This is a genomic window from Stenotrophomonas sp. STEN240 (assembly GCF_056756175.1).
This window is the reverse complement of record NZ_JBRRBO010000026.1, coordinates 31,145-57,387: the sequence shown is the minus strand read 5'-3', so window position 1 is coordinate 57,387 and position 26,243 is coordinate 31,145. Positions and strand designations below refer to the sequence as shown.

The 26,243-nt window shown below is 63.2% G+C and carries 22 protein-coding genes; 13 read left to right on the top strand and 9 right to left on the bottom strand.

What is annotated here, in order from left to right; translation table 11 throughout:
• Positions 1-476: 476 nt before the first annotated feature.
• Both ACVOKO_RS12555 and ACVOKO_RS12550 read right to left on the bottom strand, forming a co-directional pair.
• Positions 477-1,574 (bottom strand): dipeptide epimerase, encoded by a 1,098-nt coding sequence (locus ACVOKO_RS12555; protein ID WP_346499240.1) that lies wholly within the window; start codon positions 1,572-1,574, stop codon positions 477-479.
• A complete protein-coding gene (locus ACVOKO_RS12550; protein WP_346499239.1) occupies positions 1,571-3,025 on the bottom strand; it encodes a C40 family peptidase in 1,455 nt (484 codons plus the stop codon). The genes ACVOKO_RS12555 and ACVOKO_RS12550 overlap by 4 nt, the downstream gene beginning before the upstream one ends.
• 209 nt (positions 3,026-3,234) lie before the next feature.
• On the opposite strand from ACVOKO_RS12550, the gene ACVOKO_RS12545 reads away from it, so the two are divergent.
• The 9 genes from ACVOKO_RS12545 (at position 3,235) to hglS (ending at position 14,145) form a co-directional block, all read left to right on the top strand.
• Positions 3,235-4,653 carry a transglutaminase-like domain-containing protein gene (locus ACVOKO_RS12545; protein ID WP_346499243.1) on the top strand — a complete coding sequence of 473 codons (1,419 nt, stop codon included), beginning with the start codon at positions 3,235-3,237 and terminating at the stop codon, positions 4,651-4,653.
• A 58-nt stretch (positions 4,654-4,711) separates the two neighbouring features.
• Complete coding sequence (locus ACVOKO_RS12540; protein ID WP_346499238.1) at positions 4,712-7,732, top strand: TonB-dependent receptor; 3,021 nt, start codon at positions 4,712-4,714, stop codon at positions 7,730-7,732.
• A gap of 63 nt (positions 7,733-7,795) precedes the next feature.
• On the top strand, positions 7,796-9,352 hold the full coding sequence (locus tag ACVOKO_RS12535; protein ID WP_430980771.1) for a serine hydrolase domain-containing protein: 1,557 nt from the start codon (positions 7,796-7,798) through the stop codon (positions 9,350-9,352).
• Positions 9,306-10,043 (top strand): M15 family metallopeptidase, encoded by a 738-nt coding sequence (locus ACVOKO_RS12530; RefSeq protein ID WP_346499237.1) that lies wholly within the window; start codon positions 9,306-9,308, stop codon positions 10,041-10,043. The genes ACVOKO_RS12535 and ACVOKO_RS12530 overlap by 47 nt, the downstream gene beginning before the upstream one ends.
• A gap of 52 nt (positions 10,044-10,095) precedes the next feature.
• A complete protein-coding gene (locus tag ACVOKO_RS12525; protein WP_346499236.1) occupies positions 10,096-10,476 on the top strand; it encodes a hypothetical protein in 381 nt (126 codons plus the stop codon).
• A 222-nt stretch (positions 10,477-10,698) separates the two neighbouring features.
• Positions 10,699-11,076 carry an EF-hand domain-containing protein gene (locus tag ACVOKO_RS12520; RefSeq protein WP_346499235.1) on the top strand — a complete coding sequence of 126 codons (378 nt, stop codon included), beginning with the start codon at positions 10,699-10,701 and terminating at the stop codon, positions 11,074-11,076.
• Between the two features lie 290 nt (positions 11,077-11,366).
• Complete coding sequence (locus tag ACVOKO_RS12515; protein WP_346499234.1) at positions 11,367-12,119, top strand: HAD family hydrolase; 753 nt, start codon at positions 11,367-11,369, stop codon at positions 12,117-12,119.
• Between the two features lies 1 nt (position 12,120).
• Positions 12,121-12,693, top strand: coding sequence for a hypothetical protein (locus tag ACVOKO_RS12510; protein ID WP_346499233.1), 573 nt, complete (start codon positions 12,121-12,123; stop codon positions 12,691-12,693).
• Between the two features lie 93 nt (positions 12,694-12,786).
• Positions 12,787-14,145 (top strand): 2-oxoadipate dioxygenase/decarboxylase HglS, encoded by a 1,359-nt coding sequence (hglS, locus tag ACVOKO_RS12505; RefSeq protein WP_346499232.1) that lies wholly within the window; start codon positions 12,787-12,789, stop codon positions 14,143-14,145.
• A gap of 184 nt (positions 14,146-14,329) precedes the next feature.
• Here the strand turns inward: hglS and ACVOKO_RS12500 are convergent, their stop codons facing one another.
• From ACVOKO_RS12500 to ACVOKO_RS12470, 7 genes are all read right to left on the bottom strand, one after another.
• Complete coding sequence (locus ACVOKO_RS12500) at positions 14,330-15,700, bottom strand: leucyl aminopeptidase family protein (RefSeq protein WP_346499231.1); 1,371 nt, start codon at positions 15,698-15,700, stop codon at positions 14,330-14,332.
• Positions 15,701-15,735: 35 nt separating this feature from the next.
• Complete coding sequence (locus ACVOKO_RS12495) at positions 15,736-16,446, bottom strand: HAD family hydrolase (RefSeq protein WP_346499230.1); 711 nt, start codon at positions 16,444-16,446, stop codon at positions 15,736-15,738.
• Positions 16,447-16,703: 257 nt separating this feature from the next.
• Complete coding sequence (locus ACVOKO_RS12490; RefSeq protein ID WP_346499229.1) at positions 16,704-17,801, bottom strand: AI-2E family transporter; 1,098 nt, start codon at positions 17,799-17,801, stop codon at positions 16,704-16,706.
• A 47-nt stretch (positions 17,802-17,848) separates the two neighbouring features.
• Entirely contained in the window at positions 17,849-18,313 is a 465-nt protein-coding gene (locus tag ACVOKO_RS12485; protein WP_346499228.1) for a protein sip-5, read from the bottom strand.
• Positions 18,310-18,795, bottom strand: a complete 486-nt coding sequence (locus ACVOKO_RS12480) for a phage holin family protein (protein WP_346499227.1) — start codon at positions 18,793-18,795, stop codon at positions 18,310-18,312. Before ACVOKO_RS12480 ends, ACVOKO_RS12485 begins: the two co-directional genes overlap by 4 nt.
• Positions 18,796-18,800: 5 nt before the next feature.
• Positions 18,801-19,160: a hypothetical protein gene (locus tag ACVOKO_RS12475; protein WP_346499226.1), complete on the bottom strand. Its 360-nt coding sequence runs from the start codon at positions 19,158-19,160 to the stop codon at positions 18,801-18,803.
• A gap of 120 nt (positions 19,161-19,280) precedes the next feature.
• Complete coding sequence (locus ACVOKO_RS12470) at positions 19,281-20,711, bottom strand: Do family serine endopeptidase (RefSeq protein ID WP_346499225.1); 1,431 nt, start codon at positions 20,709-20,711, stop codon at positions 19,281-19,283.
• Between the two features lie 462 nt (positions 20,712-21,173).
• Here ACVOKO_RS12470 and ACVOKO_RS12465 point away from each other — a divergent pair, with 462 nt between their 5' ends.
• From ACVOKO_RS12465 to ACVOKO_RS12450, 4 genes are all read left to right on the top strand, one after another.
• On the top strand, positions 21,174-23,324 hold the full coding sequence (locus tag ACVOKO_RS12465) for an adenosylcobalamin-dependent ribonucleoside-diphosphate reductase (protein ID WP_346499224.1): 2,151 nt from the start codon (positions 21,174-21,176) through the stop codon (positions 23,322-23,324).
• Between the two features lie 148 nt (positions 23,325-23,472).
• Positions 23,473-24,291 (top strand): hypothetical protein, encoded by an 819-nt coding sequence (locus tag ACVOKO_RS12460; RefSeq protein WP_346499223.1) that lies wholly within the window; start codon positions 23,473-23,475, stop codon positions 24,289-24,291.
• A gap of 77 nt (positions 24,292-24,368) precedes the next feature.
• Positions 24,369-25,199, top strand: a complete 831-nt coding sequence (locus ACVOKO_RS12455; RefSeq protein WP_346499222.1) for a TSCPD domain-containing protein — start codon at positions 24,369-24,371, stop codon at positions 25,197-25,199.
• 93 nt (positions 25,200-25,292) lie between these two features.
• On the top strand, positions 25,293-26,084 hold the full coding sequence (locus tag ACVOKO_RS12450; RefSeq protein WP_346499221.1) for a toll/interleukin-1 receptor domain-containing protein: 792 nt from the start codon (positions 25,293-25,295) through the stop codon (positions 26,082-26,084).
• The last annotated feature ends 159 nt before the right edge of the window (positions 26,085-26,243 follow it).

The window sequence follows — 26,243 nt, the reverse complement described above, 5'->3', positions numbered from 1 at the left end:
CCCCTTCGGGGCGCGAGCACACCTTTCTTTGCTTGTGCAAAGAAAGGTGGCCCAAAGAAAGCACACCCTGCCTCCGCGCCCACGCCGCTGCGCGCCGCGGGTCCACTCCGCCGCCGGGATTTTTCGGCGAGACGTCCCTGTCTCGTCGAAAAACGACGTGCATCCATGCACGCCGCCCCTGCGGGGTCTTGTCCGTCGGCTCCGTCGCTGCGGAAGGGGACCCGGTGGAGCAAAAGCTGGAACAACGGCAACGGCAACGGCAACGGCAACAGCAACGGCAGGAGCAAAAACTACCCCTCCCCAACCCTCCCCTGCGCTGCGCGCAAGGGAGGGGGCTAGAGCAGGAGCAGATGCTGAAGGCTGGGCAGCTCCCCAAAACAAAACAGCGCCGGGCATTGCCGGCGCTGTTTCAGTTCGCCCCGCATGCGCGACCACGGCGGCGGCAACCGGGGAGAGAACGGTTGCCGCCTGCGTGATCACGGCTTGATCATCTCCAGCCCGCGTACCTCGATGATGCCCAGGCCCGGCGCGTCGGTGATGCTGATCTCCGATTCGTTGAAGATCACCCCGCCTACCACCGGATTGAACTGGCTCAACGAGGGGCCATCCAGATCCACCTTGCTGATCGCGCCCGACTTGGCCACGCCCAGGTGTACCGCCGCCGCCACACTGATGCTGGATTCCAGCATGCAGCCGATCATGCACGGCACGCCGTACAACGAGGCGATATCAGCGATCTTGATGGCATTGGAAATGCCGCCGGTCTTCATCAGCTTGATGTTGATGATGTCGGCTGCACCCTGTTGGATCAGGTCAAACACCTGGTGCGGGCTGAACACGCTTTCATCGGCCATCACCGGTGTGTTGACGCGCTCGGTGACGTACTTCATGCCGGCGATGTCCGCCGCCTTCACCGGCTGCTCCAGCAGCTCCAGTACCACGCCGGCGTTTTCCAGCACGCTCATCGCATACACCGCCTGCTTGGCGGTCCAGCCCTGGTTCGCGTCCAGGCGCAACAATGCACGGCCTTCGACGGCGGCGTGGATGGCCTTGACCCGCTCGATGTCCAGGCCGATGTCCTTGCCCACCTTGATCTTCAGCGACTCGAAGCCACGGTCCAGTGCGGACAGCGAATCGGCCACCATCTTGTCGATGTAATCCACGCTGATGGTGATGTCGGTGGTGATCACCGGATCGCCGCCGCCCAGCATCTGGTACAGCGGTGCCCCGTGCAGCTGTGCCCACAGATCGTAGATGGCGATTTCCACCGCCGCCTTGGCGCTGGTGTTGCGCTCAAGCGAGGTCTGGATCAAGCCGCAGATGCGGTTGAGGTTGCTGATGTCCTCGCCGATCAGGCGCGGCTTGATGAAGCTGTTGATGGCTTCGATGATCGAGCCGTGCGTATCGCCGGTGATCACCGCCGTGGCCGGGGCCTCGCCGTAACCGGTGTTGCCGCTGTCGGTGCGTACCATCACCACGATGTCTTCCACCGTTTCCACGGTGCGCAACGCGGTCTTGAACGGGGTTTTCAACGGCACGCGGAGCATGCCCAATTCGATATCGGTGATCTTCATTTGGTGTCTTGCAGGCGGATGCGCTGGATGTTGGTCATGCGGTCGATGTAGCTGGCGGTGTCGCTGGCCATCATCGGCTGCAGCGGGGTCATCGATACGCCGTTGAGGCTGGCATGCACTCGCTTGCCGCTGGCGTCGAACCAGCTGCCACCGGAAGTATCGTGGATAACCCAGGTCATGCCATTGACCTGACCGAGCATCATCATCACGTGGCCGGGGATGTAGATCAGGTCGCCGACCTGCAGCTTGGCGATGGCGTCATTGCGCTTGGCCTTGCTGTCCTTGTCGGTGAACGCCACGCGGTTCAAGGCCGGGCTGATTGCCTGCGCGCTGGTATTGCGCGGCAGCAGTACGCCGAAGCTGCGGTAGATCTCCGAGACGAAGCCGCTGCAATCGCGGGTGTCGTAGGAATGGCCCCAGCCATAGCGCTCGCCGAGGAACTTGAAGGCCTGGGTGATCAGGTTGGCCTGGGTCAGCGGCAGGTAGTCGCTGGCCGATTCCTGCGAACGCGGCAGCAGCGCCGGCACCAACGCCAGGCTGCCATCGTCGTTGCGCACCGGCAGCTGGATCACATGGCCGGCGTGGGCCTGCTGGCCATTGACCGGATCCATCACCGGCCAATCAGCCAGTACCGGCACGCGCACGCCCATTTCCAGCTGCAGGTCGGAGACGCGCGGTTCTTCCGGCGTATGCGCGGTGAAAGCCTTGCCGGCGGTGATTACCCGGTACGGCCCCTTGGCGCCGTAGCCGAACACCTGCTCGGCGCTGCCGACGCCGACGAAGCGCTTCTCCATCCACGCTGCATAGCGCTCGCTGGCAACGAATACCCACTTGCCGTCGGCGCTTTCATGCAGCACCGCCACCGCGTCGCCGGGAAACAGCGCCGACTCCTGGAAGCGGTCAATATCGGTATCGCCCTGGCTGCTGAACACGCGCAGCTCGGTGGGGAAGGCGCGCAGCGCGGCGCGGTGCACGACCAGCCCGTATTGGATCGGGCGGCTGGCCGGAACCGCGTCCAGACCGAGGTTGGCGGTAACCGCCTGCAACTGGGCGGCGCCGACCTCGCGACCCTTGACGTCATACAGGGTGCGGCTGGGCGCGCGCGAAATCTTGCCGATCTGCTCGCGCACCCATACTTGTGGCAGTAGCGCCGGCAGCGTGTGCAGGTCGATGATGGAGGCATCGAGCTGGCGCATGTGCGCGTTCTGCGCGTCGATTGCGGCCCGGTCCAGGATCACCGCATCGGCGTTGGGCAGCGCGGCGATCCACGGTTGCGGCGCCAGCAGGTCCGGTTGCAGGCCGATGATGCCGGCATAGCCGGGCACCGGAGTGGCCGCAGGTGGCGGCGACAAGGCGAAAACCGGCCCGGCGCACAGCGCTGTGGCAAGGATCAAGGCCCGCGCAAGCGGGGCGAGACGTCGGCGCTGCGACAGCGGCGGCAAAGCAGGCATTGAGAGTTCCCCTCGTTGATGCTCTGGAATATTTATTCCTTTCTCCGACGAAAGCAAGAATAAATTATTGACCGTGTACCGGGTGCGTGTTAAACAGCGTTAACCACCCCGCACGTGGAAGTGTTGCCGTGGCATCAAACGCCGATTCTGCCCGCTTTGCCCGCGTACCGTTCGCCCGCAAGGTCCTCGCCACTGCCTTGTGCATGGGCATGGCCTGTACCGTCCATGCCGCCGAGGCGCCCGCCAAGCCATTGCCCGAGCTTGCGGCACGCGTGGACCGTGGCGATTTTGCCGGAGCCCAGGCTGAGATCGACAAGGCCTTGGCTGCACCTGGCGTGGACGCCGATACCCGCGCGTCCTACCTGTTCCAGCGCGAACGCATGCGCCGCATCCGTCTGGATTTCACCCTCGACGAAGCCCAGGCCAAGGCTGCCGTACGCAAATCGGTGCCGGACCTGCGCGATGAAGAGTTCGCCGCCTGGGATGCCGCCGGGCTGATCGAGCACCTGGACATCGATGGTCAGCGTCGCTGGTTCAAGCGCGCGCCAAATAATCTATTCCTGTTCAGTGCCGAGGCGTCCAACCGCCGGCCGCTGGACAAGCGTGTTTCCCGCCCCGGCCCGTACGAGCGGCTGGGCAAGCACCATGTCGAGGTGATCAAGGCCTCGGAGCAGAGCGGCCAGACCAGCATTACTCCGCGTCGGGTGCGCGTGACCCAATCGATCAAGGTCGAAGCCGACGCGGTACCTGCCGGGCAGACCGTGCGCGCATGGCTGCCGTATCCGCGGTCCATCCCCGGCCAGCAGGAGAACATCCAATGGCTGGCCAGCGTGCCGCAGGGCGCGCAGGTCGCGCCGGAAGACACGCTGCAACGCACCGCCTATCTGGAACGCAAGGCCGTTGCCGGCACGCCGACCGAGTTTTCGGTCAGCTATGAGCTGACGATCTCCGCGCGTCGTTTCATCATCGACCCGGACAAGGTACTGCCAACGCCGCGAGACCCGGCGCTTGCGCCCTACCTGGCCGAACGCGCACCGCATGTGGTGTTCACTCCGGCCATGCGTGAGTTCTCGCGCAAGGCGGTGGGCAATGAAACCAATCCGTATCGTGTGGCCAAGAAGTTGTTCGACGCGGTGGATGCGATTCCCTGGGGCGGCGCCCGCGAATACTCGACGATCAGCAATATTTCCGACTACGCGCTGCACGCCGGTCACGCCGATTGCGGCCAGCAGACCTTGCTGCTGATCTCGCTGCTGCGCATGAACGGCATTCCGGCGCGCTGGCAGTCGGGTATGGTCTATTCGGACAACGAGGTCGGCTACAACAATCTGCACGATTGGGGCGCGCTCTATCTTGCGCCCTACGGCTGGGTGCCGATGGATGTAAGCACCGGCGCACTGAACAGCGAGCTTCCGGCGCAGCGCAATTTCTATTTCGGCGGGCTGGATGCCTACCGCATCGCGTTCAACGATGACTACTCACGCGCGTTCGTGCCTGCCAAGCAGCACTTCCGTTCGGAGACCGTTGATCTGCAACGAGGTGAGGTTGAGTGGGAAGGGGGGAACCTTTACTTCAACCAGTGGCAATACGACTTCGAGACCGAGATCTTGGCGCCGGAGTCCAAGTAATAGAACGTCGTAACCGTTGTCTTACTTACCGATCTACATCTGCAGGAGAGAGCAGGGGATGAACAGGAAAATGTTGAAAAGGGCGGCACTGACCGTCGCATTGGGTGCCTGTCTTGGCGTCATCGCGCCAAGCGTGATGGCACAAAGTGCGAACGGTGCGATTGCCGGCCGTGCAAACTCCGGTGACCAGATCACCGTCGTAAATAAAGCAACGGGTTTGACCCGCAGCGTCACCGTCGGCAGCGATGGTTCTTATCGTCTGAGCCAGTTGCCGGTGGGCGATTACAGCCTGCAGGTCAAGCGGGACGGGGAAGTCGACAAGGAGCCGGTGGCGGTCAATGTGTCGCTGGGTGGCACTACCAGCGTCAACCTGGGTGGGGGTAGCTCGGGCAATGCGGTAAACCTGGATTCGGTGCAGGTTGTTGGTTCGAGGATTGTCAATCGCGTGGATGTCTACTCCACCGAGTCCTCGTTCAATATCAATCGCGAAGACCTCGCGCGCATGCCGGTGCCGCAGGATCTGTCCTCGGTGGCGATGCTGGCGCCCGGTGTGATCGCTGGTAATTCGTCGTTTGGAGGCATCTCGTTCGGCGGCTCCTCGGTGGCCGAGAACTCGATCTTCATCAACGGCTTGAACGTTACCGATTTCTACAAGCGGCAGAGTTTCTCCAGCGCACCGTTCGCATTCTTTGAAGAATTCCAGATCAAGACCGGCGGCTATTCGGCTGAGTTCGGTCGTTCCACAGGTGGTGTGATCAATGCGGTCAGCCGTTCGGGCAGCAACGAGCTCAAGGGTGGCGTGTCGGTCACTTTTGAACCGTCTGCGTTCCGCTCGAAAGCGGATGATCACTACTACAAGGATGGCAGGACCAATGTCCGGTCCAGCCATGATAGTCGCAGCTTCACCAAGACCAACGGCTGGGCGTCCGGTCCGCTGATCAAGGACAAGTTGTTCCTGTTTGCCATGTATGAGCAGCGGGATACCAACTCCGGCAATACCAATGCTGCAGGTAACAGCTGGACCAAGGCCGAGTCGAACAATGGTTTCTGGGGCACCAAGCTGGATTGGAATATCAGTGACAACCACCTTCTGGAGTTGATGGCGTTCTCCGACAAGGGTGATGTTGATTCTGATATCTACACCTACGATTTCGCCAGCTCGACCATCGGCAGCGGCGCTCCAAGCCAATCCACCGCTTCCAGCGGCGGCACCAGCGGTTCGGTGACCTATACCGGTCATTTCGGTGACAATTTCACTGCCAAGGCGATGTACGGCATCAACCGCAGCAGCAGCTACAACCGCTCACCGGCCGATGCATTGTGCGACTACGTCACCTATGAGAACGCCAGCTATGGCGCCACCTATCGGGCGATGGGCAGCCCGGTGCTGGGCTGCCATCCGGGTGGCACGGTCGTCGATCATGAAGATGAGCGCATCGCCAAGCGGTTGGATTTCGAGTGGGTATTGGGTGACCACCAGCTGCGCTTTGGTTGGGATCACGAGCTGATGACCACTGACCGCAAGACGAAGTACCCAGGGCCTACCCGCAAGTACTACACCGCCTACGGCACCAAGCCGGGCAATCTGCTTGATAACGGCGCGGTGGTCCCGGGCGGCGTCAACGCCATCCTGCGTGCACGTGAGCGCGCAGATGGTGGCGTGTTCGATATCAAGGCCAGCGCTTTCTATCTTGAAGACAACTGGAACGTCACCCCGCACCTGATGCTGAACCTCGGCGTGCGCATGGATAATTTCGAGAACATGACCACGGTGGGCACCACGTTCACCAAGCAGGACAATCTGTTCTCGCCGCGTCTGGGCTTCTCGTGGGATATGAAGGGTGACGGCAGCACCAAGCTGTTCGGTAACCTTGGCCGCTACTACATGCCAATCCCGAGCATCCTGAGCTACAACTTTGCCGGTGGCCTGCTGGACGAGTACACCTACTATGCGCTGGATGGCTGGAATCAGCAGGCCAACCCCGTCACCGGCGCGCCGTACATGGCGCCTATCGTCGGTGCACAGATCGGCCCGGTTGATCAGTCCCAGAACATCGCCGTACAGGATCTGCGTCAAAGCGTGGACCGCGATCTGGATGCGGTCTACCAGGACGAGGCAATCCTCGGCTTCCAGACGATGATCAACCAGGCGTGGTCGTGGGGTGTCACCGGTACTTACCGGCGCATGCCCAATGCGATGGATGACATGCGCATCAATGCGCTGTGCGGAAAGCGACATGGCAATCTCTGGCCGATCGCCAATCCGGGTGACAAGCTGACCCTGTGGGGCACCAAGGCGCAGGGTTGTGCTGAGGACGGTTGGGTCACGATCGATACCTCCAAGGAGGGCTACATCAAGGCCGGCAGCGAGGAAATCGTCGGTTACTCCAAGCCCAAGCGTACCTACAAGTCGATCGAGGTCCAGATCGATCGTGCGTGGGATGACAAGTGGGCGTTCAACGCGTCCTACCTGTGGTCCAAGTCCTCGGGCAACCACGAAGGTCCGGTCAACTCGGATACCAACTACGCCGATACCGGCATGGTCCAGCATTGGGATCACCCCGCCAACAACCAGCGCTATGGCGATCTGTTCAACGACCATCGTCACCAGATCAAGCTGCGTGCCAGCTACAAGCTCAATGAAATGTGGTCGTTTGGCAGTACGTTCACGGCACTGTCCGGTGGTCCGATCACTGCATTCGGTGTGACCTGGCCGGATGAGAACACCGCAGTGGCCAGCTACACGAGCACCGGCAGTGGTGGCGGTACCGGCTGGCTGTGCGTGGACAAGTGCAGTGGCGCGTGGCAGGACCGCGTATACCGTTACTCGCCGCGCGGTGACTTCGGCCGCATGCCGTGGACCTACAACCTGGGAGCTACCGTCACCTGGACGTTGCCGGTCGAAGGTATTGACCTGAAGGCCAGCCTGTCGGTTTACAACCTGATCAATACCCAGGAAGTGATCAACGTGGCTGCCCGTTACGAAGGTCAGCCGGGTGTCATGCGCGACACCTTCGGTACCGGGACACGTTGGCAGGCACCGCGCTATGCGCAGCTGATGGTCAACTGGAACTTCTGATGTAGCTTGTAAGAACGGCCCGCTTCGGCGGGCCGTTCGCTTTTGGGAGGAGTGATCGTGGGATTGAGGATCTGGTTGTTCGCCGCAAGCGTCGCATTGGGTGGAACAACGCAGGCAGTGGCTGCGGAGAATGCGGGTAGCGCGCCCTTCGACGCCCTGCTCGATCAGGCTGTGCAGCATTACCAGCTGCCCGGTATCGCCATGGGCGTGATCGAGGACGGCAAGCTTGTCTATCGCGGTACGCGCGGTGAGCTGGTTGCAGGGCAGGGCGCGGCAATCAATGACGACAGCCTGTTCAAGATCGCCTCCAATACCAAGGCGATGACGGCGGCAGTGCTGGCGCGGCTGGTGCAGGCCGGCAAGCTGCGTTGGGACGACCAGGTCACCCGGCATCTGCCGCAATTCCGCATGCAGGACCCGTGGGTGACGCGCAACATGCAGGTGCGTGATCTGCTCATCCACAACAGCGGCCTCGGCTTGGGCGCTGGTGATCTGATGCTGTGGCCAGAACCAAACAACTTTAATCGCAATGACATCATTGCCGGCTTGGCGCATCTGAAGCCGACCGGCAGCTTCCGCAGTGAGTACGCCTACGACAACCTCATGTATGTGGTTGCCGGCGAAGTCGCCGCTGCTGCTGGTGGCAAGCCATACGCGCAGCTGGTGCGCGAGGAAATCTTCCAGCCGTTGGGCATGCAACGCTGCCAGGTAGGCGCGTGGTCACCGGCGGCGCTTGGCAATATCGCCCAGCCGCATCAGCGTGATGGCAGGCGCAATATCGCCGCCGAGCGTGATCCGGCCCAGGTCAGCGATTTTCCATCGATGGCCGCTGGCGGTGTGCGCTGCAGCCTCAATGACATGCTTCGCTGGATGCAGGTGTTGCTGGATCCGGCGCGGGCACCGGGCTGGCTGGATGCCACCCAGCGTCGCGCATTGTGGACGGCGCATATGCCGATGCCGATCAGCCAGCGCCTGCGCGACTGGGACAACACGCACTTCTACGCTTATGGCTATGGCTGGCGTCTGTCGGATATGGATGGGCAATGGAAGGTCGCCCACACCGGCACCCTGTCTGGCATGTATTCCTCGTTGGCCCTGCTGCCCGACCGCAGGACCGGTGTTGTGATCCTGATCAACGGTGAGGGCGAAGACGCACGTACCGCGCTGATGCAGGCCATGCTCAAGCATTACACCGCAGCGGCCGCAAACCAGGATGTGCTGCATTACGCTCGGTTGATCGACGAAGCGGCCGCGCAGCGACGCTCGGCCGGTCACGTGCGCCCGGCCTTGCCGGCGGCGCGTGCCGCCACGCCGGCGGAGTTCGGCGACAAAGCCGGTATCTGGCAGGACCCATGGTTTGGCGAGGTGTCCGTGTGCCCACGCGATGGCAAGCTGCAGTTTGCCTCGGTCAAGTCACCGCGTATGACCGGGCAGGTGATGCGCGCAGGTGAGCGCTGGTATGTGGCCTGGCAGGGATTGGGTGAAGATGCCGATGCGTGGCTGGAGTTCTCCGGCGACGCGCAACAACCACGGCTGCAACTACGCGCCATCGACCCGGATATCGACTTCAGCTATGACTACCCTGATCTGGAATTCCAACGCCGTGGCGATTGCCGCTAGATCGCTACCGTTGTTGCTGGCGCTGTTGCCATTGAACGCGCTTGCTCAGCAAGTGCAGGTGTCTGCAGCAAGAACACCTGCCCAGGCCGGCATCGTCGACGTCACCACGCTGGCGCCGGATATCGCGCTGGACATCCGCTACGCCGGCACCGACAACTTCACCGGCCGCATCGTGCCGGGTTACGAAGCGCCGCGTTGCTATCTGCTGCAGCCGGTTGCCCAGGCGCTGGCACGTGTGCAGCGCGGCCTGCGTGCACAGGGCTACCGCCTGCAGGTTTTCGACTGCTACCGGCCGGTGCATTCGGTGACGTCCTTTGTTGCCTGGGTGCACGACGGCAAGGATCAGCTCGCCAAGCAGCGCTATTACCCCAATATCGACAAGAGCCGGCTGCTGGACGGGTATATCGCCGAGACCTCCGGCCACAGCCGCGCGGCCACGGTGGACCTTGGCGTGCTGGACTGCCGCAACGGGCCCTGCGCTGCAATGGACATGGGCACCGGTTTCGATCGCTTCGATGTGCTCGCGCATACCGCCAATCCCGATATCAGCGCGGCGCAAAAGCAGAACCGGCAACTGCTGCTGGACGCCATGCAGGCGCAGGGGTTTGCCAACTATCCGATGGAATGGTGGCATTACACCTTCAAGCCCGAGCCCACGCCGACCACGGCGTACGACTTCCCGGTGCGTTAGCCGGCACAGGGGCGGTTAGACTGCAGTCCCTCGAATGGACCGCGCTGCGCCCATGAATCTGGTTCTGCATTACGGCCTGCTGGGCTCGCTTGAGGCGGGTTTGATCGCCCTGGCCATTGGCTTTGTGGTGTTCGCGCTGTGGTGGCAGGTCTGCCGCCGCACCGGGCTGCGGCATGGTCATGCCATCGCCTATGCCGCGTTGATAGCGGCGGCCATCGCAGCCGGTGTGGATAGCTGGAAACTGTTCTCGCTGGGGATGATCAATCTGCAGTCGCCGCTGTACGCCAAATTGGCGCTGGCTTCGATCCATGACCCGGACCAGTTGGGCACGCGCGTGCTGCTTGAGTTGATCGGTGTGGCTGTGGGAGTTGGCCTGGGTTGGTTGCTGTTCAGTTCGCGGCAACCGCTGGCTGATGCCACCGATGGTGCTTGAACGGCGAGATGTGCGGCGATAGTGGCGGTGGATGGAACGCTCTAATCATCGGCTTACGTTCGTTTCATGCATGGCTAACGTCGGCGGTAACCGCTGAACTGGCGCAAGTGGTTAACAGGATGTTGTCCGCTGTTTTATGGGGTACGAACGATTCAGTCGCAGCTTGTCAGGGTTGGGGTGTGCGGAATTTCCGCGCTTTTGCCAACACACGAGGAAGACCTGATGACCGTTCGTAATCGCACTCCGCTGTTCGCCCTGGTTGCCATCGTAGGTTCCGCGCTTGCATTGCCGGCCATGGCGCAGGATGCACAGGATCAGGCCGCCGCTGCACAGGCCCAGGCCGCGCAGGCACAGGATTCGGCTGATCAGGCGCAGAACGCTGCAGCCAGTGCATCGAGCAGCGCGGCCAAGGCATCGGCAGCGGCAGGTGGTGGCCAGAGCTGGGCTGATGTGGATGCCGATGGTGATGGCGCCATCACCAAGACCGAATCGCAGGCCAATGCCGGCTTGGCACAGGTGTTCGACCAGGCCGATGCCGACAAGGATGGCAAGCTGACGCCTGAGGAATACCGGGCGTATGCAGCTGCACAGAAGAAGTAATCCGGATTGATGGAGGAGCTTCAGGAGCACCCCTCCCCAACCCTCCCCTGCGCCAGGCGCAAGGGAGGGGGCTGATCTCGCACGATGATGGCTTTCGCGCGCAGCGCCGGCTTTGCCCCCTCCCTTGCGCCTGGCGCAGGGGAGGGCCGGGGAGGGGTGCTTTAGCAGTTGATCTTCGCCTTAACTGAAAGCCCTCGCGCTTTGCCCCACCGGCCAATCCAACTGACCAATCGGGGCCTTCCCAGAGCAATCCCCTATTCACTGCGGGACAGATTGCTATCCTGTGCGGCATGAACACGCAGACCTCCCCTTCCGCCATCGGCCTGGTTGGCTTCGACGGCGATGACACGCTCTGGAAGAGCGAAGACTATTACCAGAAGGCCGAGCACGAATTCGGCCTGATCCTGAGCAGTTACATCGACCTGCACGATGCCGGCACCGCCCAGCATCTGCTCAAGGTGCAGCGGCGCAATCTGGCCGTATTCGGCTATGGCGCCAAGGGCATGACCTTGTCGATGCTGGAAGCAGCGATCGAACTCACCGACGAGAAGATTTCCGCGCATGACCTGCGCCAGATCGTCGAGATCGGCCGCCGCACCCTGGAGCATCCGGTCGATGTCATTGATGGCGTCCGCGACGCCGTGGCAGCGATTGCCGCCGAATTCCCGGTGGTGCTGATCACCAAGGGCGATCTGTTCCACCAGGAGCAGAAGATCGAGCGTTCCGGCCTGCTGGATCTGTTCCCGCGCATCGAGATCGTCTCGGAAAAGGACCCCGGCACCTATGCCAAGGTGCTGGCCGAGTTCAACATGCCGGCCGAGCGCTTCGTGATGGTCGGCAACTCGCTGCGCTCGGATATCGAGCCGGTGCTGGGGCTGGGTGGCTGGGGCATCCATACCCCGTACGCGATGACCTGGGCACATGAAGCCGAGCACGGTGTTTCCGCCGACGAACCGCGGCTGCATCACGCCGATACCGCCCACCAGTGGCCCGAAGCGGTACGTGCTGTCGCCGCGCAGGCTGCAGCGGCGCAAGGCGGCTGAGGTGACAACGGCAGGCTGGCGGCCAACCACGCGGCGTGCGGCATTGCTGCTGCGGCTGGGTTTGCTGAGCACTGCCGTGCTGGCATTCCCGGCACTGGCCCAACAGCCGGTGCCGGCAGCGGTGGCCGAGGCCTATGCGCCGGCCACCGGCGATGCCTGGGTTGACCGGCAGCTGGCCGATATCAACGCCTATGCCGCGCGTTATCCGGAAGCGTTTGTGGACGAACTGGCGCGCTATGCCGGTGCCCGCCCGGGCTATGTGCAGGCTTTGCTGCAGGACCACGGCTGGAAGCCTGGCGATGTCTATCTGGCCTGCTTCTGGGGCCGGCTCAGCGGCAGCAACTGCCGCCCGGCGGTGAAGGCGCGCGCACAGCAGCCCGATGCCAGCTGGAAAGAGGTGTTGGCGGGCCTGCAACCGCCACCGGACAACCTGCGCTGGCGTGCCCTGCGCCACGCCATCGTCGCCAGTTTCGACCACTGGGACCGGCCGATAACGCTGGATCCGCTGTTGCAGCGCCAGCTCGGCGACCGCGCCCAGCGCGAGGCAGCGGCACGCAAGGACGCCGGGGAGTAAACGGCGGCCGCATTTGCTGCTGAGGGCATAGGCGTCGCGGTCGATTCCGGGCGAAAATGGCGATCCTTCGATTTCGCGTCAAAGTGCTTTGTCATGACCGCCGACCGTTTCGTTTCGCCCGATCACATCCGCAGCCTGTTCTCGCAGGCGATGTCGCATATGTACCGCACCGAAGTGCCGTTGTACGGCACGCTGGTGGAACTGGTTGGCGCGATCAACGCCGACGTCCTCGCCGCGCAGCCGGAACTGGCCGCGCAGATGCAGCGCAGCGGCGAGCGCGAACGCCTGGACGTGGAGCGCCACGGGGCGATCCGCGTCGGCACCGCGCAGGAGCTGGCCACGCTTGGCCGCCTGTTTGCGGTGATGGGCATGCATCCGGTGGGTTACTACGATTTGTCGGTGGCCGGCGTGCCGGTGCATTCCACCGCGTTCCGGCCGGTGGATGGCGAGTCCTTGAACCGCAACCCGTTCCGCGTGTTCACCTCGCTGCTGCGGCTGGAGTTGATCGAAGACGCGGCATTGCGCGCGCAGGCCGCCGAGATCCTGGCCCGCCGCAACATCTTCACCGCCGGTGCGCTGCAGCTGATCGAGCAGTGCGAGCGCGAGGGTGGCCTGAGCGAAGACGATGCTTGGCGCTTCGTCGTTGAGTCGCTGGAAACCTTCCGTTGGCACAACGAGGCCACGGTGTCGCTGGAGACGTATCACGCCCTGCACGGCGCGCATCGCCTGGTGGCGGACGTTGTCAGTTTCCGTGGCCCGCATATCAACCACCTCACCCCGCGCACGTTGGACATCGATGCCGCGCAGGCGGCGATGCACGCGCGTGGGCTTGCCGCAAAGGCGGTGATTGAAGGCCCGCCGCGCCGCAACTGCGCCATCCTGCTGCGCCAGACCAGCTTCAAGGCGCTGGAGGAAATGGTGCATTTCCCCTCCGGTGCCGACAACGAAGCCGGTACCCATACCGCACGCTTTGGCGAAATCGAGCAGCGCGGGCTGGCGCTCACGCCAAAGGGCCGCGATCTGTATGACGCCTTGCTTGCGCAGGCGCGTGGTGGCGAAGGCAGCGCCGGTGGTGACTACACGCAGCGCCTGCAGGACGCGTTTGCCGCGTTCCCGGATGAGCATGCAACGCTGCGCCGCGAAGGCCTGGGCTATTACCGTTACAGCCTGACCGATGCCGGTCTTGCGGCTGATGCGGATACGCGTGCGTTGCCGGCGGAAGTATTGATCGAGCGCGGCCTGGTCAATGCCGATCCGATCATCTACGAGGATTTCCTGCCGGTGAGTGCGGCGGGTATTTTCCAGTCCAATCTGGGCGGCGGCGAGCAGCGTGCGTATGCCGCGCGTGCCAACCGTGATGCCTTCGAGCAGGCCCTGGGCGCGACGGTCAGCGATGAGTTCGCGATCTACGAGCGGCTGCAGGCCGAGTCGCTGGCAGCCTTGAAGGCTTGATGATCAGCTCCCTCCCTTTGCCATAGGCAAGGGGAGGGTTGGGGAGGGGTGCTTCGGCCGTTGCTTCAAGGCAATCACATCAAGCCAAGCGCGGCAAGCTTCAAGCGTAGATCAAACGCAAAAGCTCACCCCTCCCCAACCCTCCCCTGCGCTACGCGCAAGGGAGGGGGTACAAGCGCCTGGCTCAGGCGCTGTAGCGCACCTTCAACATCGACCACGCCGAACGCAGCGCCAGTGCTTCGCCACCGGCCGGGCGGCCCGGGCGTTCGCCGTCGTTCCAGGCGTACACGTCCAGATGCGCCCACACCTGGCCTTCGTTGATGAAGCGCTCCAGGTACAGCGCTGCGGTTACCGAGCCGGCCATGCGCGAGCCGGCGTTGGCCAGGTCGGCGATGCCGCTGTTGAGGTAACGCAGATACGGACGCCACAACGGCATGCGCCACAGCGGGTCACGGGTGCTGTCGCCGGCCTGCAGCCACTGGTTGGCCAGGGTGTCGTCATTGGCGAACAGCGCCGGCAGATCCGGGCCCAGCGCGATGCGCGCGGCACCGGTGAGGGTGGCGAAATCGAGGATGGTGTGCGGGTTCTGCTCGCTGACGTAGGTCAGCGCGTCGCACAGCACCAGCCGGCCCTCGGCGTCGGTGTTGTCGATCTCCACCGTGATGCCCTTGCGGGTGGTGATCACTTCGCCGGGACGGAACGCATCCGGGCCCACCGCATTTTCCACAGCAGCTACCACCAGGGTCAGCTGCACCGGCAGCTGCTGCGCCATCACCAGACCTGCCAGTGCGATGGCGTGTGCGGCGCCGCCCATGTCCTTCTTCATGTTGCGCATGCCATCGGCCGGCTTCAGGTCCAGGCCGCCGGTGTCGAAGCACACGCCCTTGCCGACCAGCGCCAGGTGCGGCGCACCGGCGGTGCCCCAGCGCAGCACGATCAGGCGCGGCGCGCGGTGCGAGGCGCGGCCCACTGCATGGATGGTGGGGAAGTTCATCTCCAGCAGCTCATCGCCGGCAATTACTTCCAGCTCGCCGCCATGGCTGTCGGCCAGTTCGCGCGCGGCGTCTTCCAGCTGCTGCGGGCCCATGTCTTCGGTGGGCGTGTTGACCCAATCGCGCACGCGCAGGCAGGCGGTCACCACGTCCAGCACTTCGGCGGCCGGCGTTGCCAGCAACTGCGCGGCCGGGCGGGCCAGCTTGCGGTAGCGGTCGAAGCGGTAGCCGCCCAGGCCCCAGCCGATCTGCAGATTGGCGCTGCTGCTGGCGTCCAGCGCGTTGGCAACCTTCCAGCTGGTGCCGGCCGGCAACGCAAACGGTGCATGCGCATAGGCGTAGGCATCGGCGTGATCGCCAACGCCCAGCACCGCGCCGGCTATGCCGTTGTCACCGGGCAGCAGCAGCACGCTGTGCGGCGCGGCGTTGAACTGCTGGGCGCTGGCCCATGCCTGCACGGCGGCCGGCTGCTGCGCCTTCCATGCGGCAAAGCCATCGCGGTCCAGCACGTACAGCGGCAGGGCGTTGGAGGAATCGGAGGTATAAGCGGTAATCGGGGTCATGGTGTTCTCTGAATCGTCTGATGGCGGCCGTGGGCTCAGCGCTGCGGGGTGGATGCGCCTGCATCCAGCCAGTCGGCCAGTCCGGTCAGGGTGTCGAACTGCAGGTCGGGCTGCAGCTCGCTGTGGGTCCATGTGTGTTCTTCGCGGTTGATCCAGCAACCGCGCAGGCCTGCGCGCATCGCGCCGGCCACGTCCATTTCGGCGTGGTCGCCGACGTGCAGTACCTGCGCGTGTTCAACCCCGAGGCGTTCGCAGGCGGCATGGAAAATGCTGGGGTCCGGCTTGGCTGCACCGTGTTCGCGCGAACCCAGCTGGAAGGCGAACAGTTCGCCAATGCCGATGCGCTGCAGGTCGGCGTTGCCATTGCTCACCGCCGCCACCGGGACGCGCGCGGCGATGCGGCGTAGCGCAGCCAAGGCGTCGGGATAGAACTCGACCTGGTTGCGTGCGGCGTAGAACGCTTCGTAGGCCGGGTCCAGCAGGTCCATGCTTGCGCCGCTCTTTTCCAGCGCTTCGGCAAGGGTCAGCCGGCGCAATGCGCTCAGGTCGTAGTGCAGCTGCGGGTTGTCGCGGAACGAGCGTTCGCGCAGTTCACGCATGGCCTGCACCGGGTACATGCTGGCGGTGGCTGGGCTGTGTTGCAGCATCCAGTCGTGCAGCACCTGGTCGATGCGGGCGCCGATGGGAGCGAACGGCCACAGCGTGTCGTCCAGATCGAGGGTGATGGCAAGTACGGGGAAGTTCATCCGGTCATTTTACGCCATGCCCGTGAGCCGGGCCTGTCGGCGGTCGGGGGTGTGGCCCGGGGAAGCGCGATCGGGCATGCCGGCTGCAGGATTTTGTAGGAGCGGCGTCAGCCGCGAAGCAGGTATATCGTCAGTTGGCAGAGGTGCTGGTTGCTTCAGCACCATCAGCTTCGCGGCTGACGCCGCTCCTACAAAAGATACGAGGCCGGAGCTCTCGCCCCGGCTTCAGGATTATTGAAATGTTTGGGTGGATGACGCTATTCCAGCAGCTTGGCCCAGCCGTGCATGCCGTCCACGCGGCTCAGCACCAGTTTCACGCAGACCAGCAGCGGCACCGCCAGCAGCAGCCCGACCATGCCCCACAGCCAGCCGAACAGCATCAGCGCCAGGATCAGCATCAGCGGTGAAATCGCCATGCTGCGGCCGAGCACGATAGGCGTGATCAATTGCCCTTCCAGCGTATGCAGGCCCAGATAGGCCAGTGCCGGCAACAACGCGGTGAACGGGTCCCGGAATTCGACGAAGCCCATCAGCAGCATCAGCACGATGCCGATCAGCGGTCCCACATACGGTGCGAAGTTCAGCAGCGCCGCCACCGTGCCCCATAGCAGCGCCTCGGGCATTTCGATGCCAAGCAGCATCAGGATGCCGGCCAGCACCAGACCCAGGACGATGTTGATCACCGTGATGGTGAGGACGTAGCGCGATATCTCGCGTTCGATCGAGCGCAGGATTTCGGCGGTGAAGCGTTTCTGCTGACGGTTGGGCAGCAGCGCGATCACGTGCCGCTGCAGGTTTTCACCGTAGATCATGAAAAACAGCGCCAGCAGCACCACCGCCAACGCCGAGGCCGCCAGTTTGGGGGTGCGCACCAGCGCCTTGTAAGGATCGTCGAGCTGGGTGCGGATCACCTGCACCTTGCGGTTGCCTTCACCACCGGCCGCGCGCGCAAAGCTCTCGGCGGCCTGGTTGGCCTGCTGCACCGGTTTGACGAAGTCCTGCACCTGGCGCGAGATCTGCCGCATCTGCTGCGGGGCTTCCTGCACCCACTCACTGGCCGGGCCGGCCAGTTGCACCGCCAGCAAGCCACTGCCGGCCAAACCGGCCGACAGCACCAGCAGCGCGCCTAGAAAGCGGGGCAGGTGCAGTTTCTGCAGCAGGCGGATGATGGGGTTGCCGATCAGGGCGAAGAACATCGCCAGCAGTACCGGCAGGATGACCTCCTGCGCGGCCCACAAGGTATAGCCCACCGCCAGCGTTGCCAGCACCAACAGCGCAACGGGCGCGCGTGGACGTGGTGGGGGCGCAGTGGGGTCGGCCGGGGCTGCGGCGGCTACGGGCAACGGCTCGGACATGCGGGCGAGGCTCCGGCGGAAGGGCGCGGCGCGATGCCGCGCCCGGCTCAGGATTCTGACAGTTCCGTGGCGGCTTCGGCGGCGCGCGGCGGTACAGGATTGGGCGTATTGGCCGCCGTCGCCGGGTTGGCAGGAGTGGCTGATGCTGGCGCAGCGTTGTGCGCGGCGGCGTGTGCCGCATCGCCAGCCTCATCTGCGGCATCGGCCGCATGGCTGGCGGCCATGCCCGCTGCTGCGGCGGCGAACGAAGCCACCGAGGCCTGCGCCGAGGCGACCAGTCCGGATACCGAACCGATCATCTGCAGCCAGCGCGCACCACTGAAGGCACCGCCGGGTTCCAGCTTGCCGGCCAAGAAACCACCGGCCAGCCCAACCACGATGATGCGGCCGGGGGTCCAGGCGCTGCGCCAGGTATGGTTGAGCAGCTCCCATTGCTGGGTGGTTTCCTCGTTGCGGACCTGCACCACGGCCTCGGCACGGCGTACCCGGCGCTGCAGGGCGTCGAAATTCATCGTTGTTCCTCCCCTGGCAGCGTCACATCGGCGTCGGGATCATCGCCGTTGGGCTCATCGAACAAACCCAGCCGCGATAGCTGCCGGCGTGTGGCATGCATGCCGGTGTGATGGAAGAAATACGAGACCCGCCAGATGCCGTAGCCGGTGATCGCCAGGCTCAGCGCCGTCGGGATCAGCAGCGACACGAACAAGGACAGGCCAAGGTATTGCAGCAGGGCCACCAGCGTGGCGGCCAGCAGCAGCCACGCCGATGCGCCGAACACGATGGCCACGCCACTCCAGGCCAGGGCCCGCCCAAACGCGCTGCGGGCCAGTGCAAAATCGGCCGAGACCAGACGCCGCAGTGAACGTGCGGCGTGGCCTGCCGAATCCAGCGTCTGCCGGCCGGCGGCGCCAACCTGGCGGATGCTTTCTTCCAGCCCGGGCGCGGGGCCCGGGGTGGTGTCGTCGCCAGTGGGCGGTGTTGCGTTTTCGCTCACGCCGATCAGTCGTTGCTGCGGGCGAGCTTGGCGATGATCCAGCCAGCGGCGAAGGCCACGCCGAACGAGGCCAGCGGACGCTCACGGATGAGGTCGGCGGCGCTGTCCATCAAGTCCTTGCCCTTGTCCATCAAGGCGTCGACCTGTTCCTTGGCGGCGGCACCGCCCAGTTCAGCAGCAGCCAGGCCCGACAGCGCGCTGTCAGACAGTTCGGCCTTCAGATTGGCCTTGCCCAGACGCAGTTCGTCGCCGGCAGCACCGGCAGCGCCCTTGACGGCCGAGCCAGCGGCGGAAGCGGCGGACTTCAGGTGTGCGCCAGCCTCGCCCAGGTGGTCCTTCATGTTCTCGGTATTGGTGGGGCTCATCGTGATCTCCTGGTTTCAGCGGGTGCGCCAGATGGCGCGCGGTTGCAACAGAACTCAACAAATACCAGTTGCGGGGTGTAAACAACGTTACGCCGCCGCAACCCGATGCTCACCTGGGCATCATCGCATCATCAATTGGCCGCGCTGGCTGCCGCCGCGCAGGATGCTCAGCACCAGCTGTGGCGGGCGCTGGCTGAAGCTGGCGCGCCAGCCGGCCAGGTCGGTGAACGCACCGCTGCTGGCTGCAAGAATCACATCGCCACCGGCCAGGCCCGATTGCGCGGCGCGGCTGCCGCGTGCGACTTCGCTGACCAGTACGCCGTTGATGCCGGCCTGGCGCAGCGATTCGGGCAGGTCGACGAAGGTTGCACCGGTCAGGCGCGGGTCCAGCGTGTCGCCGACCACGGCGCGCGGTTGTTCCTTCAAGGTGGCCTTGAGCTGCAGCGGCTTGCCGTCGCGGCGGACTTCCAGGTCGACCGTGCGGCCCACCGTGGAGAGGCCTTCGAAATTGTGCAGCGCCTGCGCGCTGTCCACGCGCTGGCCGTTGATGGCGGTGACCACGTCGCCAGCCTTCACGCCTGCAGCGGCAGCACCGGAACCAGCCAGCACCCGTGTCACCAGCGCGCCACGTGCTTCCTCCAGGCCCAGCCCCTGCGCGATCTGCGGGGTCAGGTTCTGGGTTTCCACGCCCAGCGTGCCGCGCACCACCACGCCCTTGGTGATCAGCTGCTCGACCACATCGCGGGCAAGGTTGGAGGGGATGGCCAGGCCCAGGCCGATGTTGCCGGCCATGCTGCCCTGCGGGTTGTAGCTGGCGGTATTGATGCCCACCAGCTGGCCGCTGAGGTTGACCAGCGCACCGCCGGAATTGCCCGGATTGATCGAGGCGTCGGTCTGGATGAAGTTCTGGTAGCCCAGCCCACGGATGCCGCTGCGGCCCACCGCCGAGACGATGCCGGAGGTGACCGTCTGGCTGAAGCCGAACGGGTTGCCGATCGCCACCACGAAGTCGCCCACGCGCAGCTGGTCGCTGTTGCCCAGCGGCAGCGCGGTGAGTTTTTCGGCCGGGATGCGGATCAGCGCGATGTCGGTGTCGCGGTCCGAGCCGAGGAACTCGGCCTTGACCGTGCGCCCGTCGGCCAGGGTGACCTGCACGTCGTCGGCGTTCTCCACTACGTGGTGGTTGGTAAGTACGTAACCGCGCGCTGCATCGATGATCACGCCCGAGCCCAGCGACTCGTTGATGCGCTCCTGCGGCACCTGCGGGAACAGGCGGCGGAAGAACGGATCATCGAAGTAGGGGTTGCGCACCCGCACCACTTGTTTGGTGTTGACGCTGACCACCGCTGGCATGGCTTGTTCCAGCATCGGGGCCAGCGATGGCACCGCCTGCCCGGCGACCGCGGCCGGCAGCGCGGCGGTGGTGGGCAATACCGTGCCCAGGGTGGCCGCGCTGGCGCGGTTGTCCAGGTGGGCATTGATGGCGGTGGCGGTAAAACCGCCGAAGGCGGCGGCCAGGGCCAGGGTCAGCAGGGTCGGGATGGGTCGCATTGCCGGGGGTTCCATGCGGGGGCGCCCGAGGGCGGCGCCGGGGTGGGGCGGGTTGCTGAACACGAGTGTGGCGGGGGCCGGCTAAATCGGCAATGAAACTTCTGCAACGCCGCAATCCCAAGGCCGCCAAGCCCTGCACGAATTGCAATAGACAAGACGCAGATTTTTCGTTTGACATCACCCCGCCGGCGGGTAAGCTTGGCCGGGTCATCACCCACTAGATGTTGGGTTGATGTGAAAAGCGTCCCCAAGCAGTAGGGTTTAGTGCTCGGGGTGCAAGCACCCCAACGGAAGGCGTGCAATGACCGCGACAGTGATGCAGAAAACCGGTGTTTCCCGGATTCCCCTCATCCCGCCGACAGGCGCGTAAACACGCGCCTGCGCGTCGTTGTCTTTGCTGCCCAGCCTGTTTGGGAACACGTTGAACGCACCGCAAGGTGCCCCAGGAGAATTTCCACAATCATGAGTACGGTGCGTCTGGAAGTGGTCAGCAATCAAACCAAGTCGGACATGATCCCTCTGCAACCTGCCTCGCAGGACATCTGGGAAAAGAAGTACCGCCTCACGACCAAGGCGGGCGAAGCGCTGGATGCCGATATCGATGGCACCTACCTGCGCGTGGCCCGTGCCCTGGCTGACGCCGAGGCCACCGACGACAAGCGCGCCTACTGGTATGAGCGTTTTGCCTGGGCCCTGCGCCGTGGCGCCATTCCGGCTGGCCGCATCACCTCCAACGCCGGCGCGCAGCAGCACAAGCCGGCTACCAGCACCATCAACTGCACCGTGTCGGGCACCATCACCGACTCGATGGATGGCATCCTGGAAAAGGTCCACGAAGCAGGCCTGACCTTGAAGGCCGGCTGCGGCATCGGCTACGAGTTCAGCACCCTGCGTCCGCGCGGTGCCTTCGTTGCCGGCGCTGGCGCCTACACCTCCGGGCCGATGTCCTTCATGGATATCTACGACAAGATGTGCTTCACCGTGTCCTCGGCCGGTGGCCGTCGTGGTGCGCAGATGGGCACCTTCGACGTGTCGCACCCGGACGTGAAGGACTTCATCCGCGCCAAGCGCGAAGACGGCCGCCTGCGCCAGTTCAACCTGTCGCTGTTGATCACCGACGGCTTCATGGACGCGGTCAAGAACGACGCCGACTGGCAGCTGGTGTTCCCGATCAACACCAAGGAACAGGCCGAAGTCGACCAGAACGCGACCGACCTGGTCTGGCGCGATTGGCCGACCCACGAGAACTACATCGTCCGCGATGACGGCCTGGTGGCCTGCAAGGTGTACGGCCACATCCGTGCCCGTCACCTGTGGGACATGATCATGGTCTCCACCTATGACTACGCCGAGCCGGGTTTCATCCTGATCGACCGCGTCAACGAGATGAACAACAACTGGTGGTGCGAGAACATCCGCGCAACCAACCCCTGCGGCGAGCAGCCGCTGCCGCCGTACGGCGCCTGCTTGCTGGGCTCGGTGAACCTGACCAAGTTCGTGCGTGACCCGTTCACCGACAAGGCCTCGTTCGATTGGGACGAGTACAAGGAAGTGGTGCGCGTGTTCACCCGCATGCTGGACAACGTGGTCGAAGTGAACGGCCTGCCGCTGGAACAGCAGCGCAACGAGATCATGCGCAAGCGCCGCCACGGCATGGGCTTCCTCGGCCTGGGCAGCACCATGACCATGCTGCAGATGAAGTACGGCAGCACCGAGTCCTGCGAGTTCACCGAAGCCATTGCCCGTGACATGGCCGTGGCCGGCTGGGAAACCGGTTTGGAACTGGCCCGTGAGAAGGGCGCCGCCCCGATCATGGAAGAGCAGTTCGCGGTCACCGCCGCCATGCTGCGCCAGCGCCCGGAAATGAAGAAGGACGGCTGGAAGCTTGGCCAGAAGATCGCCGGCAAGGTGCTGCACGCCCGCTACAGCCGCTACATGCAGCGCGTGGCCACGGTGGTCCCGGAGCTGGTGGAAGAGCTGGCCACGATCGGTTCGCGCTTCACCCACCACAGCTCCATCGCCCCGACCGGCACCATCAGCCTGTCGCTGGCCAACAACGCCTCCAACGGCATCGAGCCCTCGTTCGCGCACCATTACAGCCGTAATGTCATCCGCGAAGGCAAGAAGTCCAAGGAAAAGGTGGACGTGTTCTCCTTCGAGCTGCTGGCCTACCGCCAGCTGATCAACGCCAAGGCCATGCCGTTCTCCGACGAAGCCGAGGCCAAGTTGCCGGACTACTTCATCAGCGCCGACGACATCTCGCCCAAGGAACATGTGGACGTGCAGGCCGCCGCGCAGAAGTGGGTGGACAGCTCGATTTCCAAGACCGCCAACGTACCGACCGATTACCCGTACGAGCAGTTCAAGGACATCTACCGCTACGCCCACGAGCAGGGCTTGAAGGGCTGCACCACCTTCCGTTTCAACCCCGCTGCCTTCCAGGGCGTGCTGGTCAAGGAAGCGGACCTGGAGAACACCACCTACCGTTTCGAGCTGGAAGACGGCCAGACGGTAGAGGTCAAGGGCAACGAACAGATCGAGTACGACGGCGAAATGCACACCGCCGCCAACCTGTTCGACGCCCTCAAGGAAGGCTACTACGGCAAGTTCTGAGTGCCTTCATCGCCCGCCTGGCGCCTGCGCCGGGTGAGCATGACGGTGGTCTCACCGCCACCGGGTTGTTGCGCGCTTGTTTCACGTTGCATCGGCTTCGATATAGCATCGCCAACGTTAAAAGACCCGATGCCCTGAGGAGGGCTTTATGAGCAATGGTAATGGTGTGACCGCGACCGTAACCCAGGTTGCCGAGAACGTGAAAGAAACCGCAGCCAACGTCGGCGAGACCATCGCCGCGACCGCCAGCGAAGCCGTGGCCGCCGTCAAGACCGGCGCGCACAAGGTGGAAGCCGGTGCCAAGAAGCAGGTGGCCAAGGTCAAGAAGGCAGTGAAGAAGGTCGAGAAGGCCGTGGTCAAGAAGGCCGCTGCTGCCAAGAAGGTAGTGGCCAAGAAGACCGCCGCTGCCAAGAAGGTGGTCGCCAAGAAGACCGCTGCCGCCAAGAAGGAAGTGACCAAGAAGGTCAGCTCCATGCGTCAGAAGCTGGAAGCCGCCAAGGCCAGCGCCCAGGCCGAAGCCGCTGACCTGAAGAAGAAGGGCGCCGGCAAGCGCGCTGCTGCCAAGAAGGCCGTTGCCAAGGCCGAGAAGAAGGCAGCCGGCAAGGTCGCTTCGGCCAAGAAGACCGTGAAGGCTGCCGAAAAGAAGGTTGCCAAGGCCGTCAGCAAGAAGGCTGCTGCCACCAAGAAGGCAGTAAAGGCCACCGAGAAGAAGGTCGCCAAGGTCGTCGGCAAGAAGACCGCTGCTGCCAAGAAGGCAGTGAAGAAGGTTGAAAAGAAGGCCGCCAAGAAGGTCGCCGCCGTCAAGAAGACGGTAAAGGCCACTGAAAAGAAAGTCGCCAAGAAGGTTGCCAAAAAAGTAGCCGTCACCAAGAAGACGGTTGCCAAGAAGGCCGCTTCGGCGAAGAAGACGGTTGCCAAGAAGGCCACCGCCGTGAAAAAGGCCGCCAAGAAGGCCACCCGCAAGTAAGCCACACCGCGCGCCCCGTCCCACAGGGACGGGGTTGCTGCCAAACCGTATAGCAACGCATAACCAGGACTCGCACCATGGCCGTCAAGATCGACAAAAAAATCAAGGGCTATTCCGTCATCACTCCGGACGACAAGGCCCGTGACGCAGCTGCGGTGGCCAAGGCCGCGGTTTCCGTGGCGCCGGTCGAGTCCGTGACAGACAACATCGTGCACATGCACGAGCGCATCGAGCGCCCGGAAGTGCTGATCGGCAGCACCTACAAGATCAAATCACCGTTGGTGGAACACGCCTTCTACGTGACCATCAACGACATCGTGCTCAACCAGGACACCGAGCACGAGCTGCGCCGCCCGTTCGAGATCTTCATCAACTCCAAGTCGATGGAGCATTTCCAGTGGATTGTGGCGCTGACCCGCATCATGTCGGCCGTGTTCCGCAAGGGCGGCGACGTCACCTTCATCGTTGACGAAATGAAGGCCGTGTTCGACCCGAAGGGCGGTTACTTCAAGGCCGGCGGCGTGTACATGCCGTCGCTGGTTGCCGAGCTGGGTTCGATCGTCGAAGAGCACATGAAGTCGATCGGCCTGTTGCACGATCCGGAAATGAGCGCCCACCAGCGCGCCCTGATCGCCGAAAAGCGCAAGCAGTTCGAAGACCGTTCAAAAAAAAACAGTGAAGTAAGCGCAGCGCCGGCGCAAAGCGCCGCGCTCGCCCCCTCCCTTTCGCAAAGCGAAGGGGAGGGTCGGGGAGGGGTAGCTCTTGAAGTTGCTGATGACTCCGAAGGCGCCGACAACGGCAGCTTCCCCGCCGCCGCCACCATGTGTCACAAGTGCAGCACCAAGGCGCTGGTGATCATGGACGGCTGCCAGACTTGCTTGAATTGTGGGTATAGCAAGTGCGGGTGAAGCATTTTTCTTGTCTGTTGTGAAAGTGGTGTTGTTTTTATTTTTTTTGTCAGCACTACAAATGAGCAGCTGTGAATGGATAAGAGGCGGTCAGTGGCTCATAAGATATTTCTCAGTCACAACTACAAAGATAAGCCCCTAGTCGAAGCTGTTGCTCTGAGGCTGGCGGATATCTTTGGTCAGGGACAAGTGTTCTATGACTCTTGGTCAATTCGACCGGGTGATGGAATTATCGATGAAATGAATAAGGGGCTTGATGCTCCCGAAGTCGTATTTTTCTTTGTCTCTGCAGATAGTCTTCAGAGCGATATGGTGCGTCTTGAGTGGCAAAATGCACTATATTCAGCGACAAAAGGCGCTACGCGCCTTGTTCCGATTAGGGTGGATGGCAGTGAAATGCCTGCACTGCTCAAGCAAACATGTTTTATCGATATGCACGCGATTGGGCTTGATGCGGCGATTCAACAGATCGTGGATATTGCGCAAGGAGGCGGCAAGTTTGTTCCTCAGCATGAAAAATTCTCGAATCTTAGTCATCGGATCGTGATGCTTGATGATGGTTCACTTGAGGTGACAATTTCTGCATCGCATATGTTGGAGCCAAACCCCAACTTCGCTCTTGTCTTGATGAATGAAGAGAGTGATGTTAGGTGGTGGATCAAGGATCATCCAGGCATCAATGGTGGCTTCGCGAAAGATGCTTTCCTGACGAATGAAGGTCCTACTGCTAATGCGGTTATCTTGAGGCCGATAGTTGGCTCACTTACCCCATCACATCCTCTGACATTTCAGTTGATTCGAAGTCAACAGGCTCAGTTGGATCTTATCTGCGTTTTGCATGACCAAGGGGGCAATAAGTGGCGCGCAGTCCCCGCTGCAAAGTAATGTTTCCCGAGTAAGCGCAGCGCACCCGGGGTCTGCAATGATCGAAGAAGCCGAGCCGACGCTCGGTTTTTTTTGCTTCTGGCGTTGGCTGTTTTCCTTCGACGCCGACGACGCGCCTAATTCCATGGCAACGCTATGATGCGTCGACGGTCATCGTGT